18 protein-coding genes and 1 tRNA gene are annotated in these 15,962 nt (G+C 71.4%); 11 read left to right on the top strand and 8 right to left on the bottom strand.

All coding sequences use genetic code 11. The features are described from left to right. Positions 1-15: 15 nt before the first annotated feature. Positions 16-210: a hypothetical protein gene (locus GA0070624_RS03160; RefSeq protein ID WP_091336505.1), complete on the top strand. Its 195-nt coding sequence runs from the start codon at positions 16-18 to the stop codon at positions 208-210. Here GA0070624_RS03160 and GA0070624_RS03155 read toward each other — a convergent pair. Together GA0070624_RS03155 and GA0070624_RS03150 are read right to left on the bottom strand one after the other, a co-directional pair. Next, entirely contained in the window at positions 195-1,394 is a 1,200-nt protein-coding gene (locus tag GA0070624_RS03155; RefSeq protein ID WP_091336503.1) for a glycosyltransferase family 4 protein, read from the bottom strand. The two genes, GA0070624_RS03160 and GA0070624_RS03155, sit on opposite strands and share 16 nt — an antisense overlap. Before the next feature lie 88 nt (positions 1,395-1,482). Beyond that, a complete protein-coding gene (locus GA0070624_RS03150; protein WP_091336501.1) occupies positions 1,483-2,694 on the bottom strand; it encodes an acyltransferase family protein in 1,212 nt (403 codons plus the stop codon). A gap of 111 nt (positions 2,695-2,805) precedes the next feature. Between GA0070624_RS03150 and pgfA the strand changes: the two genes are divergently transcribed. Next, positions 2,806-3,945 carry a cell envelope lipid trafficking protein PgfA gene (gene pgfA / locus GA0070624_RS03145; protein WP_091336499.1) on the top strand — a complete coding sequence of 380 codons (1,140 nt, stop codon included), beginning with the start codon at positions 2,806-2,808 and terminating at the stop codon, positions 3,943-3,945. A 286-nt stretch (positions 3,946-4,231) separates the two neighbouring features. Here pgfA and GA0070624_RS03140 read toward each other — a convergent pair whose 3' ends face one another. After that, positions 4,232-5,902: a DUF885 domain-containing protein gene (locus GA0070624_RS03140; protein WP_091336497.1), complete on the bottom strand. Its 1,671-nt coding sequence runs from the start codon at positions 5,900-5,902 to the stop codon at positions 4,232-4,234. 213 nt (positions 5,903-6,115) lie between these two features. On the opposite strand from GA0070624_RS03140, the gene GA0070624_RS03135 reads away from it, so the two are divergent. Then, complete coding sequence (locus tag GA0070624_RS03135; RefSeq protein ID WP_176731576.1) at positions 6,116-7,099, top strand: DMT family transporter; 984 nt, start codon at positions 6,116-6,118, stop codon at positions 7,097-7,099. Between the two features lie 89 nt (positions 7,100-7,188). On the opposite strand, the gene GA0070624_RS03130 is transcribed toward GA0070624_RS03135, so the two are convergent. Both GA0070624_RS03130 and GA0070624_RS03125 read right to left on the bottom strand, forming a co-directional pair. Next, positions 7,189-8,259: a PHP domain-containing protein gene (locus tag GA0070624_RS03130; protein WP_091336492.1), complete on the bottom strand. Its 1,071-nt coding sequence runs from the start codon at positions 8,257-8,259 to the stop codon at positions 7,189-7,191. A gap of 98 nt (positions 8,260-8,357) precedes the next feature. After that, positions 8,358-9,092 (bottom strand): M23 family metallopeptidase, encoded by a 735-nt coding sequence (locus GA0070624_RS03125; protein ID WP_091336490.1) that lies wholly within the window; start codon positions 9,090-9,092, stop codon positions 8,358-8,360. A gap of 143 nt (positions 9,093-9,235) precedes the next feature. Here GA0070624_RS03125 and GA0070624_RS03120 point away from each other — a divergent pair, with 143 nt between their 5' ends. From GA0070624_RS03120 to GA0070624_RS03110, 4 genes are all read left to right on the top strand, one after another. Next, positions 9,236-9,628 carry a hypothetical protein gene (locus GA0070624_RS03120; RefSeq protein ID WP_245718640.1) on the top strand — a complete coding sequence of 131 codons (393 nt, stop codon included), beginning with the start codon at positions 9,236-9,238 and terminating at the stop codon, positions 9,626-9,628. Positions 9,629-9,701: 73 nt separating this feature from the next. Beyond that, the gene (locus GA0070624_RS34550) at positions 9,702-9,869 is read left to right on the top strand and encodes a hypothetical protein (RefSeq protein WP_176731575.1); all 168 of its coding nucleotides are present in this window, start codon (positions 9,702-9,704) and stop codon (positions 9,867-9,869) included. Positions 9,870-9,988: 119 nt separating this feature from the next. Further along, positions 9,989-10,519: a tRNA adenosine deaminase-associated protein gene (locus tag GA0070624_RS03115; protein WP_091336488.1), complete on the top strand. Its 531-nt coding sequence runs from the start codon at positions 9,989-9,991 to the stop codon at positions 10,517-10,519. A 181-nt stretch (positions 10,520-10,700) separates the two neighbouring features. Beyond that, positions 10,701-11,153, top strand: a complete 453-nt coding sequence (locus GA0070624_RS03110) for a deaminase (protein WP_176731971.1) — start codon at positions 10,701-10,703, stop codon at positions 11,151-11,153. Between the two features lie 28 nt (positions 11,154-11,181). On the opposite strand, the gene GA0070624_RS03105 is transcribed toward GA0070624_RS03110, so the two are convergent. From GA0070624_RS03105 to deoD, 3 genes are all read right to left on the bottom strand, one after another. Further along, entirely contained in the window at positions 11,182-11,649 is a 468-nt protein-coding gene (locus GA0070624_RS03105; protein WP_091336485.1) for an acyl-CoA thioesterase, read from the bottom strand. Beyond that, positions 11,646-12,284, bottom strand: a complete 639-nt coding sequence (locus tag GA0070624_RS03100) for a TetR/AcrR family transcriptional regulator (protein WP_091336483.1) — start codon at positions 12,282-12,284, stop codon at positions 11,646-11,648. The genes GA0070624_RS03105 and GA0070624_RS03100 overlap by 4 nt, the downstream gene beginning before the upstream one ends. 107 nt (positions 12,285-12,391) lie before the next feature. Further along, entirely contained in the window at positions 12,392-13,099 is a 708-nt protein-coding gene (gene deoD, locus GA0070624_RS03095) for a purine-nucleoside phosphorylase (protein ID WP_091336480.1), read from the bottom strand. Positions 13,100-13,174: 75 nt separating this feature from the next. On the opposite strand from deoD, the gene GA0070624_RS03090 reads away from it, so the two are divergent. The 4 genes from GA0070624_RS03090 (at position 13,175) to GA0070624_RS03075 (ending at position 15,894) form a co-directional block, all read left to right on the top strand. Continuing rightward, positions 13,175-13,261: transfer RNA gene (locus tag GA0070624_RS03090), tRNA-Ser, on the top strand. A gap of 266 nt (positions 13,262-13,527) precedes the next feature. Then, positions 13,528-14,214: a TMEM175 family protein gene (locus GA0070624_RS03085; RefSeq protein WP_091336478.1), complete on the top strand. Its 687-nt coding sequence runs from the start codon at positions 13,528-13,530 to the stop codon at positions 14,212-14,214. Between the two features lie 327 nt (positions 14,215-14,541). Further along, entirely contained in the window at positions 14,542-14,898 is a 357-nt protein-coding gene (locus GA0070624_RS03080; RefSeq protein WP_218105102.1) for an SDR family oxidoreductase, read from the top strand. Positions 14,899-15,210: 312 nt separating this feature from the next. Further along, a complete protein-coding gene (locus GA0070624_RS03075) occupies positions 15,211-15,894 on the top strand; it encodes a DUF1345 domain-containing protein (RefSeq protein WP_176731574.1) in 684 nt (227 codons plus the stop codon). Positions 15,895-15,962 lie beyond the last annotated feature (68 nt).

Genomic DNA, 15,962 nt, shown 5'->3' with positions numbered 1-15,962 from the left:
TAGGGGAGGATTGGCATGCGCAAAACCCTCACGCTCCTCGTGTCGGGCCTGATTGCAGCACTGCTCGGGGTCCTGGCGCTTGGGGGTGTCGCCGCGGCCGCCACCACCACCCCCGAAGAGGCGGCCCAGGCCGCCAAGAACGCCCGCGAGGCGGCCCAGCGGGCGGGCAAGCAGGACCCGTACGCCCCGCAGCTCTACGGCAGCAGGTAGGACGCCTCGACCCGCCGCTCGACCGGCCGGGTCACCCCAGCTCCCATCACCAGGGCCGCGAACCGCTCGCCGGCGGCCGGCCAGGTGAAGGATGCCGCGTGCCGGCGCGCCTCCGCCCCCATCCGCTGCCGTGCCTCGTGGTCGCAGAGCAGCGTCCGCACCTTGGCGACATAGTCGTCGCTGTCGTCGGCGAGCAGCCCCGTCCGTCCGTCGACCACCGCCTCGGTGACGCCCCCCGCGTCCCGGAACGCCACCGTCGGCGTGCCGGCCGCCCCCGCTTCCACAATGGTCAACCCCCAGCCCTCCTTGAGTGAGGGGGTCAGGGCCACCCAGGCCGAGGCGAGCAGTGCCGACTTTTCGTCCTCCGTGACGAAGCCCCGGAAATCCACCCGGTCCGTGACGCCCAGCTCGGCGGCGAGCCCGCGCAGGTGCGGCTCCCACCAGCCCTGGCCGGCGACGACGAGACGCAGATCGGGTAGCTCCTCGGCGAGGGCCGCCAGGGTCCGCAACGCCACCTCGACGCGCTTGTGCGGCACGAGCCGCCCCAGCACCACCAGCAGCGGGTACGCGGCGCGTACCGCATCGGTGCCTGGCAGTTCCGGGGTCCCGTTGTGGACCACCGTGACGCGGTCCGCCGCGACCCCGAGCGAGGCCAGCTCCGAGCGGGTGGCGGCGGAGACGGTGACGTACCGGCACCTTCGGTACACCCGGACGGCGAGTCGGGACTCGACCCACCAGCCGAACCGCGCCGCCCGGCGGCCGAGCACGACCGGCCATTGCTCGCGGTGCACGTGGTGGACCAGGTTGAAGACCGGCCGGCGGGCCCAGAGCGGCGACAGGAACGGCAGGCCGTTGCAGACGTCTACCAGCACCTGCGGGCGGCGGCCGGACCGCCGGGCCGACAGCGGGCCGAGCCCCAGGGCACCGGCGAGATAGCACAGGGCCGCCCACGCGTACACGGTGTGCCGGCCGCCGCGCCGCACCAGCCGTACGCCGGCGTCGTTGACCTCCTCCGCCGCAGCGTCGGTGTGCGCGGCGCAGAAGATCGTCGCGCGGTACCCACGGGCGACCAGTTCGCCGGCGATCCGCTCCACGTACACCTCGGAGCCACCGCCCTCCGGGTTACGGGTGTCCCGCCAGTTGAGGAACAGCACGTGTCCCGGAGCGTCTGCACCACGATCCACGCCGATCCCTACTCTCAAGTAATTACGCGACCCGCGTCACACTAGGGGCTGAGCGTGGGGGCGGCAATGGCCGGGGAGCCAACGGTGCTCATTGTGATGTGCTGACTACCGGCATCGGCCGGTCCGCCACGGGCGGAACCGGTCGCCGGCTCCTCCGCTGGGTGGCGAGCAGTTGGATCGGCCGCTCGATGCCGTAGTAGCTGACCGCGGCGTAGAGCAGTCCGCCGGCCATGGTGAGGACGAACGTGCTGAGCAGTCCGCCGGTGAAGAGTGGCCGGTCGTCCACCAGGTAGATCAGCTCCAGCACCAGCGGGTGCCAGAGAAACAGGCCGTAGGAGACGGCGCCGAGCCACCGGGCGGGCGCGGCCATCAGCGCGCTGCGGATCCGGGTGGGTGGCCCGAATGCGACCGGCACCAGGATCAGCACCGCGACGGCGAGGTAGAGCGTGAGCTTGACAGCGAACGCCGCGGGGGTCGGCTCGGCGAGGTCACGCGGCCCGGCCACCGGCGTGGTCGCGATCGCCAGCAGGCCGACGGCCGCGGCCCAGCAGGCGAGCGGAGCGGCGGCCAGGTCGTCCAGGACCCGGAAGGCGGCCGGAGCGGTCCCGGTCCGCAACGCCACGTGCGCCGCGCCCAGCGCCATTCCGACGCCGAACCATCCCCCGTACGCGGGGAGCCACGTGGTGTGCAGCCCCATGTCGAGCCAGCCGGCCGCCATCGCCGCGAGCCAGCCGGCGGTGACGAGCAGGCCGCCGGCCGCGACGGCCACGGTGCGGACTGGTCGCCACGTCCGGCCGACGGCCGGGACGGCGACCAGCGGCAGAACCAGGTAGAAGGCGACCTCCGTGGCGAGGCTCCAGGTCTGGCTGAGCCCGTTCCGGAGCAGGCCCGGGCTGTAGATCTGGGTCAAGGTCAGGTGGCGCAGCCAGTCCGCGCCGGACCCGGGGCGGTTCTGCGGCAGGACGATCAGGCACACCACCACGGTCAGCCAGTACGCGGGCAGGATCCGCAGCGCCCGGCGCCAGAAGTACCGGCCCGTCGCCGGTCGGGGTCGACCGGTCGCGGCGCTGAGCGCCCACGGCCGGAACAGCAGGAACCCGGAGAGCACGAAGAAGATGGCGACGCCGACGTCCAGCCGGGCCAGCCAGCCGCCCCAATGCTCGTTGCCGGTGGCCCCGGTGTGGAATCCGACGTGGTGACCGACGACCGCGATGGCACCGACGGCGCGGAGCGTATCGAGGGCCGGGAGCCGGCCGCCGGCCAAAGGCTCTGCTGCCGATGACACGGCGGCTGTTGACATCTGGACATCCAGGGGGTCGCGGTGGGGTTAACCGGGGAGTAGCCTCCCGCCATGTTATGGATCCGACGGCCCATACGACAGTCGTAGGGCAGGCAGGTTACAGGAGGATGAGTGAAGCTTCGTGTGGGTGCCGCGCTCTTCGGGCTCGGTGTCTTGTTGCTGGTCTTCGCAGCGGGGCTGCCGCTGTACGTGGCTCCCGCGGTGACCAAGCTTCCCTATGACCTGTCGAAGACGACGTCGACGGCTCAGGCGGACAACGCCCGGTTCCTCAAGATCACCAAGGTGGGTGACTCGGTCACGATCGACGTCCCGCAGGCCACGCTGGTGTCCAACGTGGAGGTGATCCCCCAGCCGGAGGACACCGCGGACAGGCTGCCCAAGGGGCTGGTCGGCAAGGCGGTGATCTGGGACGTCTACCAGACCGTGAAGCGGGACGACACCAAAGAGGTGGTCAGCCAGTACAGCACCGAGCTCGCGCTCGACCGGGTCTCGGGCGCCGCGGCCGCTTGGGATGACCAGTGGCTGAACGACACGGGCGCGAAGGAGGTCCCGGTCGGTAACATCACCTACTCGGGCCAGGTCTACAAGTTCCCCTTCGGCACCCAGAAGAAGGACTACGACGTCTTCGACCGGGACCTCCGGCAGGCCCTTCCGGCGAAGTTCACCGGCACCGAGACCATCGGGGGCCTGGAGGCCTACCGGTTCGAGCAGCGGATCGAGAACGCGACGCTGCAGACTCCGGAGGGCAGCATCAAGGCGCTGCTCGGCCGGTTCTCGCCCGGCGCGTCCGTCGGCAAGGTGGTCTACAGCAACACCCGCACCCTCTGGGTCGACCCGGTGACGGGCGCGTACCTGAAGGTTCGGGAGCAGCAGCACAAGGAACTCCAGCCGGACGTCGGCGAGACCACCGTGCTGCTCGAGGCCGACTTCAACTACACGCCGGACACCATCGCGAACAGCGTCAAGACGGCCAAGAGCAACCGCATGAAGATCGACCTCGTCCGGTTGTACGTGCCGATCGGCGCCGGCGTCCTCGGCCTGCTCGCCCTGGTGGTGGGCGTGTTGCTGGTGGTTCGGGCGAACGGCGGTGACGCCGCGCGCTACGCGCCGGGCACCGCGACCGTCGCTTACCCGCAGGGCGGAGGACCGCTGACCGACGAGATTCCGCCGGCGACGACCAACTGGAGGGCCGACGGCGAGCCGACAGTGCCGGACCAGCGGGCGGGGGCGGACGAGCCCGAGAAGCGCTGACGACGCGAGCGGCACTGAGGGTGGACGGGTTTCCGTCCACCCTCAGTGTTTTCTGCGCCACTCTTCGCGCTTGTTGCGGAATCGTGATTTGTCGATGGCTTGGCCACGGACGGTGAACGTCGCTACGCGATCCGTCCGCTTTGGAGCGCGACCTGGCGTACGTCGACAGCGACACGCTCACCGCCAAGCCGACGCTGAAGCTCGACCTGGCCTGAGCGCCCGGCCCCGACACGAAACGGCCGGGAGCCGGAGGGAAGATCCCCTCGGACTCCCGGCCGTCGTCGGCTCAGAGCCGGCCGAGCGCCCGGCGCAGCGGGTCGAGCCCGAGCGAGCCGAGGTCGAGCGCCTGCCGATGGAACTCCTTGAGGTCGAAGTCGGCGCCCTTGCGCGCCTTCGCCTCCTCCCGCGCCTGCAGCCAGATCCGCTCGCCCACCTTGTACGACGGGGCCTGTCCCGGCCAGCCCAGGTAGCGGTTCAGCTCGAAGCGCAGGTTCTCGTCCGGCACCCGGCAGTGCGCCCGCATGAACTCCCAGCCCAGCTCGGGCGTCCAGCGCTCGCCGGGGTGGAAGCCGAACGGGTTGTCCTCCGGGATCTCCAGCTCCAGGTGCATGCCGATGTCGACGATCACCCGGGCCGCCCGGAACGCCTGCCCGTCGAGCATGCCGAGCTTGTCGCCCGGGTCCTCCAGGTAGCCCAGGTCGTCCATCAGCCGCTCCGAGTAGAGCGCCCAGCCCTCGCCGTGCCCGGAGACCCAGCAGAGCAGTCGCTGCCAGCGGTTGAGCAGCTCGGCGCGGACCGCGGTCTGCGCGACCTGGAGGTGGTGACCCGGCACGCCCTCGTGATAGACGGTGGTCACCTCCCGCCAGGTGGAGAAGTCGGTGATGCCCTGCGGCACCGCCCACCACATCCGGCCGGGGCGGGAGAAGTCCTCGCTCGGGCCGGTGTAGTAGATCGCGCCGTCGCTGGTCGGGGCGAGGCAGCACTCGATCCGACGGACCTGCTCGGGGATGTCGAAGTGGGTGCCGTGCAGCTCGCTGATCGCCTTGTCGGCGAGCGCCTGCATCCAGTCCCGGAACGCCTCCTTGCCCTGGATGGTCCGGGTCGGGTCGGCATCCAGCGCCGCCACCGCCTCGTCGATGCTCGCGCCGGGGCCGGCGATCCGGGCGGCCACCGCCCGCATCTCGCTCTCCAGCCGGGCCAGCTCCGCGAAGCCCCAGGCGTACGTCTCGTCCAGGTCGACCTTCGCGCCGAGGAAATACTGCGAGGCCAGCTCGTACCGCTCCCGGCCGGCGGCCTGCTTCGCCCGGCCCTGGGGAGCCAGCTCGGTGCGGAGGAACTGGCCGAACTCGGCGGTCGCCGCGGTGGCGGCGGCGGCCCCCCGGCGTAGCTCGGCGCCGAGCGTGCCGTCCGCCCCGAGCCGCTCGACGAGGCCGTGGAAGAAGTTGTCCCCCTCCGGGTCGGTCCAGACGTCGCACTGCTTGGCTACCTCGATCAACTGCACCCGCGAGCTGACCCGCCCGGCGGCGGCCGCCTCGCGCAGCGTCGTCTTGTAGCCCTCCAGCGCCGAGGCGAACCGGTTGAGCCGGGCGGCGATGTTGGCCTTGGCGTCGTCGCCCTCGGTCGGCATCAGGTCGAAGACCATGCGGATCTCGTGCAGCCCACTGGCGATCACGTTGACCTCGCTGGTCGTCTCGCCGGCCTCGTGCCGGGCGAGCTCCAGACCGAGGCGCTCCTGCATGGCCTCCTTGGCGGTCCGCTCCCGCTCCGAGTCCGGCTCGGTCGCGTCGAGGTCGGCCAGGGTGCGCCGGGTCAGCTCGGCGCGGGCGGCGTACCCGTCGGGAGAGAGGTCGTCGAGCTGGTCGTCGTAGCCGGCGATGCCGACGTAGGTGGCGCCGGTCGGGCTCAGCGGGGCCCAGTCGGCCACGTACCGGTTGGCGAGGTCATCGATTCGTCCCACGCTGCGACCCTACGTGACCCCGGTGCCCCGTTGTCGACCGTGTTTGCGGTGTTCAGGGGAGCAATTCCCGTCGGATCGAAGTCAATCGGAAACGGCAGGTCCACCCGGCTCCTCGGCCGCCGAACGCCAGCGGGGTGTGCCGCGGGTGTGGCAGTCGACACGGCGTCCGATTTTCGCGGGACTTCGTCATACCCCTGCGGCAGAGTGTCAGGGGTGACGGCCGACTTCACTCCTGACCGGACAGCGCTGCGAAGCTGGCTGCCCGGATTTCTCGCGCTCGGTGTGATCTGGGGTTCCAGCTTCCTCTTCATCAAGGTCGGGGTCGCCGAGCTGCACCCGGTGCACCTCACCCTCTACCGGGTGGCCACCGGGGCGCTGACCCTGCTGGTGGTGCTGGCCGTGTTGCGCGACCGACTGCCCCGGGAGCCCCGGGTCTGGGCGCACCTGCTCGTGGTCGCCGCGTTCGGCGTGGCCATCCCGTTCACCCTCTTCGGCTTCGGCGAGCAGCGGGTCGAGTCGATGCTCGCCGGCATCTGGAACGCCACCACGCCGCTGATCGTGCTGCCGCTGGCGGTGCTGGTGTTCCGTACCGAGCGGTTGACCGTGCCGCGGGCGGTCGGGCTCGGGCTGGGCTTCGTCGGCGTGCTGGTGGTGCTCGGCGTCTGGGAGGGCGTGGGTGGGTCGCACTTCACCGGCCAGCTCATGTGCCTGGGCGCGGCCGCCTGCTACGGCGTCGCCATCCCGTACCAGAAGAAGTTCATCGCCGGCAGTTCGTACTCCGGTCTGTCGCTGTCGGCGGCGCAGCTGGTGGTCGCGACGCTCCAGCTCGCGGTCGTGGCGCCGCTGGTGGTGGGTGCGCCGCCGGCACCGACCGGCCTCTCCGTCAAGGTGGTCGCCAGCGTGCTCGCGCTCGGCGCGCTCGGCACCGGGCTGGCTTTTGTGATCAACCTGCGCAACATCCGGGTGGCGGGGGCGAGCACCGCGTCCACCGTGACCTACCTGATCCCGGTCTTCGCGGTGCTGGTCGGCGCCCTGGTGCTCGGGGAGCGGCTGAACTGGCACCAGCCGGTCGGCGCGCTGATCGTGCTCCTCGGCGTGGCCGTCGCGCAGGGCCTGCTCCGCCGGCCCCGGGCCCGGGCGGCCGTCGGCGCCGCGACCCCCGCGGTGCCGGCCGCCGAGGCCGCCGCCCGCCGCTGACACCACTCGCTCGACCCGGGTCGCTGCCTACCGGCCGGTCCGAATCGGCTACCGGGACGCGATGACCGGCGCAGTGGTCACGGGGCCGGTCAGTGGCCGGCGCGGGCCCACTTGACGAGGCGATCGGCGGGCCAGGTGTTGACCACGCGGTCGATGGTGACGCCGCAGAGCGCCGCCCGTTCGCAGCCGAAGACCTGCCAGTCGAGCTGGCCCGGGGCGTGCGCGTCCGTGTTGATCGCGAAGTGGCAGCCGGCCTCCAGCGCCCGGCGGATCAGGCGCTTCGGTGGGTCCTGCCGCTCCGGGCGGGAGTTGATCTCGACGGCCACGCCGCGCTCGGCGCAGGCGGCGAAGACCGCCTCGGCGTCGAAGTCGCTCTCCGCCCGGCTACGGACCCGGTGCGCGCGGTCGCCCGGACCCTTCACGCCGGCCGGCCGGGAGGAGACCATCCGGCCGGTGCAGTGGCCGAGGATGTCCAGGTGCGGGTTGGCGACGGCGGTGAGCATCCGCCGGGTCATCTTCGCCCGCTCGTCGTTCAGCCCGCTGTGCACCGAGCCGACCACCACGTCGAGCCGGGCCAGCAGCTCCTCGTCCTGGTCCAGTGAGCCGTCGGCGAGGATGTCCACCTCGATGCCGGTGAGGATGCGGAAGCCCTCGGGCAGCGCCTCGTTCAACGCCGCCACCTGGTCGAGCTGCTTGCTCAGCCGGTCCGCGGTGAGGCCCCGGGCAACCTTCAGCCGGGGCGAGTGGTCGGTCAGCACGATGTACTCGTGACCCAGCTCGACCGCCGCGAGGGCCATCTCCTCGATCGGCGACCCGCCGTCCGACCAGTCGGAGTGGGTGTGGCAGTCCCCGCGCAGCGCGGTGCGCAGCGCGGCGGCCGCGGCGTCCAGATCAACGCCCTCGGTGGCGACCAGCCGGCGCAGGTAGACCGGCTCCTCGCCGGCCAGCGACTCGGCCACGCAACGGGCGGTGACGTCGCCGACCCCGGCCAGCTCGGTGAGCTTGCCGGTGCGGGCCCGCTCCGCCAACTCGTCCGCGGGCAGCGCCGCCAGGGCCTTGGCTGCCGAGCGGAAGGCCCGGACCCGGTAGGTGGCCTCGTTGGCCCGCTCCAACAGGAACGCGATCCGGCGCAGGTCGGCGATGGGATCCCGGGCACTCATGTCCTGCAACCTACGCGCCCGCGTCGCCGGTTGCCGGATGTCGGGAACTCGCGGCGGGGTGTCGCCAATGGACCCTCGGGCGCCGGCCGGGCGAGCCGTCAGCCGGTGGTCAACGTCGGCGCCTTGGGGCAGCCGTGCTTCCGTTGCCAGGCGACCACCTCGGCGGCCGGCGCCCGGTTGCCCCCCTCGCGCCACGAGTCCAGGTAGCGGGCCGGCCATATCACCCCCCGCCGGATCCACCAGTCGTCGTGGCCCCGGCACGCAGGGGAGATGCCGAAGTGCAGGTGACACACGTTGTTCGCGTTGCCGGTGTGCCCCACCCGGCCGAGCTGCTGCCCGGCGCGGACGCGTACCCCGGCGTCGATGCCGGCGGCGATCGCGCTCAGGTGCGAGCCGTAGTAGCGCACCCCGTCGTCGCCGAGCAGGGAGACCGACAGGCCCCCGTTGTACGGCCCCAGCGGGCCCCGCTTGTCGAACCGGTCCACCCGGCTCACCTCGAGGATCCGCCCGTCGGTGACCGCGACGACCGGCTCGCCGCAGTCGGCGAAGATGTCGGTCCCCGGGTACCCGGCGTGCGTCGGATGGTAGGCCACCTTGTCCGCGCGTACCGGGAAGACGTGCGGCAGGTCGGCGCGGGTCGGTGCGGGCGACCCGGGGGTCGGGGCAGCGCTGATCCCGGGCGGCTGCTCGGCGGTCGCGATGGCGCTCGGGCCGTTCGTCGGGGCTCCCGTCGGACGGGCGCCGGTCGCGCAGCCGGCGATCAGCGCCGGGCCGAGCAGCAGCAGAATCGGGTACGCCGAACGCGCGCGGCGTTTGATCGATCGCGAGCGCATCCGGTCATCCTGACAGACCACTACCGTAGGGACGAACGCCGACAGCGCGGGGTCGCGGGTCCGGCCCCTCCAGGTCGGTCGCTCTGCGTGACCCTGGGACGTCGCCGGCGGGCGCCTCACGGTCGGTGAAGGGAGCAGGGGCCATGAACGGGTGGGACGCTGGTCCCGGCGAGCCGCGTCCGGGCATCGGCCGCCAGCTGGCGCGTACCCCCTCGGGGCTCTTCCCGGCCGGACCACCGGCCCGCCCCACCTGGCGCGAGCCGTACCCGGTCACCGGCGGTGGCGTCGCCACCGGCGGCGCGATTGCCGCGGCCTGGCTGCTCCTGTTCGGCCTGCTCGGCCAGGATGTGCCCAGCTACGCCTGGTGGACGGTGATCGCCGGCGGGCTGGCCTGGCTGGCCGCCGTGGCGCTGGTGCGGGCCGGCGACCGGGGGGTCGCGACCGGGATCGCGATCGTCACCGCGGGCGGGTGGAGCATCGCCGCCGCCATCGTGGCGGTCCGCTGGGCGCAGAGCGGGGACTGGCCGCTCTGGTGACGCCGCGTAACGGGTCGGCTGCGCAGTGAAGGCCATCTTGACGTACTCGCTGTGACGGTTCACTCTCGGCGGTATGGCCTGGACCACCCCGCCGATCGACCCCGAGCGGAGCCGCCGCCGCCTGCAACTCCTCGCCGAGTTGGCCGGTGCCCGAGCGGTACGCCAGCGCGAGCGGCCACAGCGGGCCCGCACCGAGCGGCTCCGCCAGCTCATCGCCACCCGCCGGCGCGTTGCCGGCTGACCGGACTTTCTCCAGGAATGACCGGCCCTTCGGGGCGTTGACCGGTCGCCTGCCGACCCGACCGGTTAACGTGCACGCGTGACGAGTCGGCGTGCTGCCGAGGCCGAATTGGGGGGACCGTGTCGTACTTCGCTGCTGCCGTGGCGCGCGTCGAGGGCGGCTGGACCGCCGAAGAGGTGGACCTGCGGGGAGTTGCCGACATCGACGAGGTTGCCGACCGGCTGCGCGACGTCGAGCCGGACGCCGACCTCTCCCTGCTCTTCGTCGAGGCCGACGACACGTACCTGGTGATCCTGCGGCTCGACGACGGGGAGGACCTGCGGGTCTTCGGCTCCGATTCGGCGTACGCGGAGGAGTCCCGGCTGGGCGCTGTGCTGGTGGGCGACCTCAAGACCTCGGTCACCGGCCTCGAGGAGGGCGACGAGGCGCGCCCGGCCGCCAGCGGTGGGGACGACGAGACCGAGCAGCCGGCGGTGGACCCGGAGGCCGACCCGGTCGGCGACGCGGACATCCTGGCCGATCTGGGCATCTCCGCCCAGAAGCTGCTGGCCCTCTGCTCCCACGAGGGGATGCTGCCGGCCGACGTCACCGCCGAGATCTGCCAGGTGCTCGGCTGTGCGGACGAGGTCGAGGAGCTACGTGAGGTCTGACCCGTCGGGCCCGGTGCTGCCTGGCGGCGGCAGGGAGCCGACCGACGCCACCGACCCGGCGCTGGAGACCGTCCGTCCGGGGCAGCCCACGCCGGGCCGGGTGGGCCGGCTCGGCCCGGGCGCGGACGAGGGGTTTGCCGACCCGGGCGACGTGGGCCGCCGGCAGCGGCACGAACTCTGGATGCGCCGGGCCCTGGAGATCGCGGTCACCGGCCCGGACACCGGCCCGCCGGAACCGGGCGAGACGGCGGTCGAGGACATCCCGGTGGGCGCGGTGGTCTACGCCCCGGACGGCGCGGAGCTGGCGGTCGGGCGCAACGAGCGGGAGTTGACCGGGGACCCGACCGCGCACGCCGAGGTGCTGGCGCTGCGCCGGGCCGCGGAGCGGCTGGGGCGCTGGCGCCTGGACGGCTGCACCCTGGTGGTGAGCCTGGAGCCCTGCACCATGTGCGCGGGGGCGATCGTGCTGGCCCGGGTCTCGACCGTGGTGTTCGGCGCCTGGGAGCCGAAGACCGGCGCGGTGGGCTCGCTCTGGGACGTAATGCGCGACCGCCGCCTCAACCACCGGCCGGAGGTCTACGCCGGGGTGCTGGAGAACGAGAGCGCGGCCCTCCTGCGCGCCTTCTTCCGCTGACCGTTCCCGCCCGGCGCCGTCCCGCCCGTCAGGCGGGCACCGTGGCCGGGCGCAGCAGGGTCGCGGCGACCGCCCGGGCCGCCTCGGTCCACGGGGTCGGGCGCAGGGTGGCCGGATCGAGCCGGACGATCGACCGGGTGCCCTCGGCGTACAAGGTGGCGCCGTCGACGGAGCGGAACTCGTAGGCGTACCGCGCGCTGCTGGTGCCGAAGTGCTCGAGCCAGAAGTGCACGGCCACCGGCCCGGTGCCGGTGATCGGGGCGCGGTAGGTGATGGTGAACTCGCGTACCGCGTGGAACACGTCGGGGGCGCTGTGCTGCCCGGCCTGGAAGGAGACGCCGCGGTCGGCCCAGTACGGCGTCAGGGCCCGTTCCAGCAGCACCGCGTACCGGGCGTTGTGCAGGATCCCCATGGCGTCGAGGTCGTCGAAGTGCACCGTGACGTGCTCGACGTGACCGAACTCGACGACGGGCTGGTCGACGATGGCGTGGCTCATGACAGGCCTTCCGGTAGCAGGGTCGGATCGGGGCACAGGGCCCGTAGGCGGTTCAGCAGGCCCTGGCGGGCGTGCCGGTAGGCGGTGTCGGGGTCCAGCAGCCGGGACCGCATCGCGGCGCTGATCCCGAGCGCGTCGATCTCGTACGCCAACTGCTGGACGTCCACGTCGGCGGGGAGTTCGCCGAGGGCGACCGCCTCGTGGACCAGGCGGTCGAGGAAGGCGGTCCACTGGCCGAATGCCTCGGCGAGCCGGTCCCGGACCGGGCCGGGCCGGGCGTTGTACTCGAACTCGGTGTTGGCGAAGAAGCAGCCGCCGGGGAGCACCCCGGCGGCGTAGAAGTCGATCCGGGCCTCGTGCAGCGCCCAGATTCGCCGTACGCCCCGCGGAGCGCGCAGGGCCGGGGCGACGATGCGCTCCTGCCACTGCTCCACGGCGCGGTCGACGGTGGCGAGCTGGAGGGCCTCCTTCGACCGCCAGTGCGCGAACAGGCCGGACTTGCTCACGCCGAGGGTGTCGGCGAGCTGCGCGAGGGAGAGCCCGTGCAGGCCGGCCTCGGTGGCCAGGGCCACGGCCGCGTCGAGGACGGCGGTTCGGGTGCGCTCGCCGCGGGCGACGCGGCCGTCGAGGGTCATGCGGGCAGCGTAACCAGAAAAAGAACGACCGGTCGTATTTATTTTTGTGATCTGGAACGCCGCCGCCCCGCCACCTGAGGTGGCGGGGCGGCGAAGGGACGGGAGGGTCAGGCGATGGCGGTGTCGAGGGCGATCTCGACCATCTGGCTGAAGGTCTGCTCGCGCTCGGCGGAGGTCGTCTTCTCGCCGGTCTTGATGTGGTCGCTGACCGTCAGGATGGTCAGGGCACGGGCCTTGAACCGGGCCGCGATCGTGTAGAGCGCCGCGGACTCCATCTCCACCGCCAGGACGCCGTAGTCGGCGAGGGCGTCGTAGAGGTCCGGGCGGTCGGTGTAGAAGGCGTCCGCCGCCAGGATCGGCCCGACGTGCATGGTGATGCCGCGCCGCTCCGCCACCTCCACCGAGGTACGCAGCAGCCCGAAGTCGGCCACCGGGGCGTAGTCGATCAGGCCGTCGAAGCGCAACCGGTTCATGTTCGAGTCGGTGGACGAGCCGATGGCGGCGACCACGTCCCGCAGCTGCAGGTCCTCCCGGAGGGCGCCGCAGGAGCCGACCCGGATCAGCGTCTTCACGCCGTACTCGTTCAGCAGCTCGTGGGCGTAGATCGAGGCGGAGGGCATGCCCATGCCGGAGCCCTGGACGGAGACCTCGACGCCGTTCCAGCGGCCGGTGAAGCCCAGCATGCCGCGGACCGTCGAGTAGCACTTGGCGTCCTCGAGGTAGGTCTCGGCGATCCACTTGGCCCGCAGCGGGTCACCCGGCATCAGGACCCGCTCGGCGATATCTCCCGGCTCAGCGCCGATGTGCGTACTCATGCCAGAGATCCTGCCAGGCCCGGGCCCTGGATACCGGTTGGGCGTCGCAACCCCCGGTCCTGTACCCTTCTCGGCGGTGGTGTGTCCGAGTGGCCTAAGGAGCACGCCTCGAAAGCGTGTGAGGGGGCAACCCCTCCGCGGGTTCAAATCCCGCCGCCACCGCTCGTAAAATGCGAGAACGCCCGGTCGATTCTGACGAATCGGCCGGGCGTTCCGCTTCTGGGCTCGGTTTCGGTCTCAGTTCGTGCTCAAGAGGCCGGTTTCGGGTCCTCTGTCGGGCTGTCCCACAGCAGTCCACCAACGCGTGGGCCGACACCTGCCATTGAGGGCTAGTCGCCAGCGACCAGCCCGGCTGGATGGAGCCGTAGGACGGGGACGTTTCGGGTGATCGTTCCCGCCCAGAGTCCCCTCACTGTTAGCGTGCGGCAGTGTCCGCAGGTCCCGAGGAGGTTCAGCCGAGAGGCCCCGCTCGCCTGGCCGACATCGGTCGGCTGGCGGCGTTTAGCGACGGTGTCTTCGCCATCGTCATCACCCTGCTGGTGTTGGACTTGCGGGTGCCTGAATACCACCAGGGCGAGCTACTCACGTCGCTCGTCAGGGAGGCGCCATCCTACCTGGCGTTCGTGGTGTCGTTCATCTACATCGGCGTCCTCTGGCTCAACCACCACGCACTGCTACGGCTGGTCCGCGGCACCACCCTCGCGCTCAGTTGGATCAATATCGGCATCCTCTTCGGCGTGGTGATCATCCCGTTTCCGACTGCGGTTCTAGCGTCGGCGCTCGTCGATGGTGACACCGACGACCTGCGGGTGGCTGTCGTCATGTACGCGCTCGCGGCGGCGCTGATGTCGGCGCCCTGGTTGGTGTTCTTCGCCTACCTGCGCCGCCATCCGGCGCTGCGCGCGGGCCACATCGACCAAGGCCACGTTCACGCGCAGGAGGCTCGCCCAATCACTGGCCTCGTTCTCTACGGATTGGCCGGGCTGCTCGGCTGGATCGTAAACCCGCTACTTGGACTACTCGGCATCATTGTGATGATCATCTATCACGGGGTCACCAGCGAAGGTCTCCGCACCGGACCGCTCCAGTGGGTTCGGACCGGCCGCCGAGGCTGATGGGTCGCCGGCCGGCTGCCGGCTGTCTAGTCCCAGCACATGCTTGACAGTGAATCCGTCCCAGCGCATGCACGACAGCCGGCCTTGGTTGCTCAGTCGTCCCAGTGGGTGGGGGTAGCGTGAGCCGTGCCATGCCGGGCGCGGCCGGCGGCGGGGCCGCCCACCCGCGGCCGGCGCCGCCGAGCGGCACGGCGACCCCGGTTGCCAGCGCGGCTGCGAGCAGGTGTCGGCGGGTCAGCGCGGTGGTCATCAGTCCTCCGGGGTGTCGGTGGTCTCGACCCGCGCGATAAGCAGCTCGCCCAAGAAGTCGCCGACTTCGGGATCAAGGTGACCGTGGTGGAGCCCGCTGGCTTCGCCACCAGGTCCGGCAAGAACCCCGATCCCCTCAACAATGGCCACGTGGCCGAGCCCAACCCGAGCTACGACGGGCTCCGCCGGCGCCTCGCGGGGTTGATGGGACAGCAACCTGCTGGCGACCCAGCCGCGGCAGCCCAGGCGCTCCTCAAGATCGTCGACTCCGACAACCCACCCCTGCGGATCCTCTTCGGACAGGGCTTCTACCCGATGCTCCAGCAGGTCTACGCCGACCGGCTCAAGACCTGGGCCGACTGGCGGGACCTCTCGGTAGAGGCTCACGGCAAGCTCGATCAAGAGACCGCTGACCCTCGGTCTGAACTCTCTTGACCTGAGCTGCCCGACATCGACGGCGCCCGGCTGTGTCCTCCGTCGACTGATGCGCGACACTCGTCCGCCAGCTGATCTGCGACATCTCAGCGCGCTGATTGCGGCAGATGCGATCGTTCGGCGGCATGATGTAGGCCGAACGTCAGCGGGCGTCGCTGGAGCGCTACAGGGTCGAGCGAGCCGGTGGCCGACCGGTGGGATCGTCCTCGGTGGTCCACTCGGTGACCGAAGCCGGGGCCATCCAGGTGACCAACGGGCTCGCTGTGCGCGGCGATGAGCACGCCATGCGATGCGGTGGGAGACACTCGGACGATGACCGGCATGCCCCCGGAGACGTTGTATCACCGATGCCTGGGCTGGCACGCCCCTGCCCTGCGGCGAGCCGGAATCGTCGCCTCCATCGGGCTCGTTGTCGCTTTGGCGCTCCTGCCGTTCATGAGGTGGGAGTTGGCCGCGGTCGGGGGCTGGGACGCCGCCGCGCTCGCCTTCCTCCTCACCATCTGGCCGGTCATTATCCGAGCGGACAGCTCCCACACCGAGTCGCTCGCCATGCGTGAGGACGAGACGCGGGGAACCGCCGCAGTGCTGCTGGTAGGGGCGGGCGTCACCAGCCTGCTGGGTGTCGGCTTTGCTCTCAGCCTCGCTGGCCGGCAGGGCGGCTCATTGCGGGTGCTGTTCGTCGGCGTCGTAATACTGACCGTCCTGCTGTCGTGGACCGTTGTCAATACGGTCTTCACCCTGCGCTACGCCGACCTGCACTTCCGATCAACGACCGGGGGGATCGGCTTCGGCGACCAGTCTGTGCAAGGGCGGCTCACCTACCGCGACTTGGCCTACGTCGCCTTCACGATCGGCATGACTTACCAAGTATCGGACACGGCCATCAGCGATCGGGGGATCCGGGGCAGCGTGCTGTCCCATGCCGTCCTGTCGTACGTATTCGGTGTGGTGATCGTGGCGGGCTCCGTCAACCTCATCGCCGATCTGGCCCGCTGACCGTGTCGGACTTACCGACCGGTTGGTGGCACGCACGGAACTCAATGAAACGTGCTTCGCTGGCTTCT

This window comes from Micromonospora rhizosphaerae (assembly GCF_900091465.1).
GTDB classification, from domain to species: Bacteria; Actinomycetota; Actinomycetes; order Mycobacteriales; family Micromonosporaceae; genus Micromonospora; species Micromonospora rhizosphaerae.
This window is presented reverse-complemented; position numbering and strand designations above follow the sequence as displayed.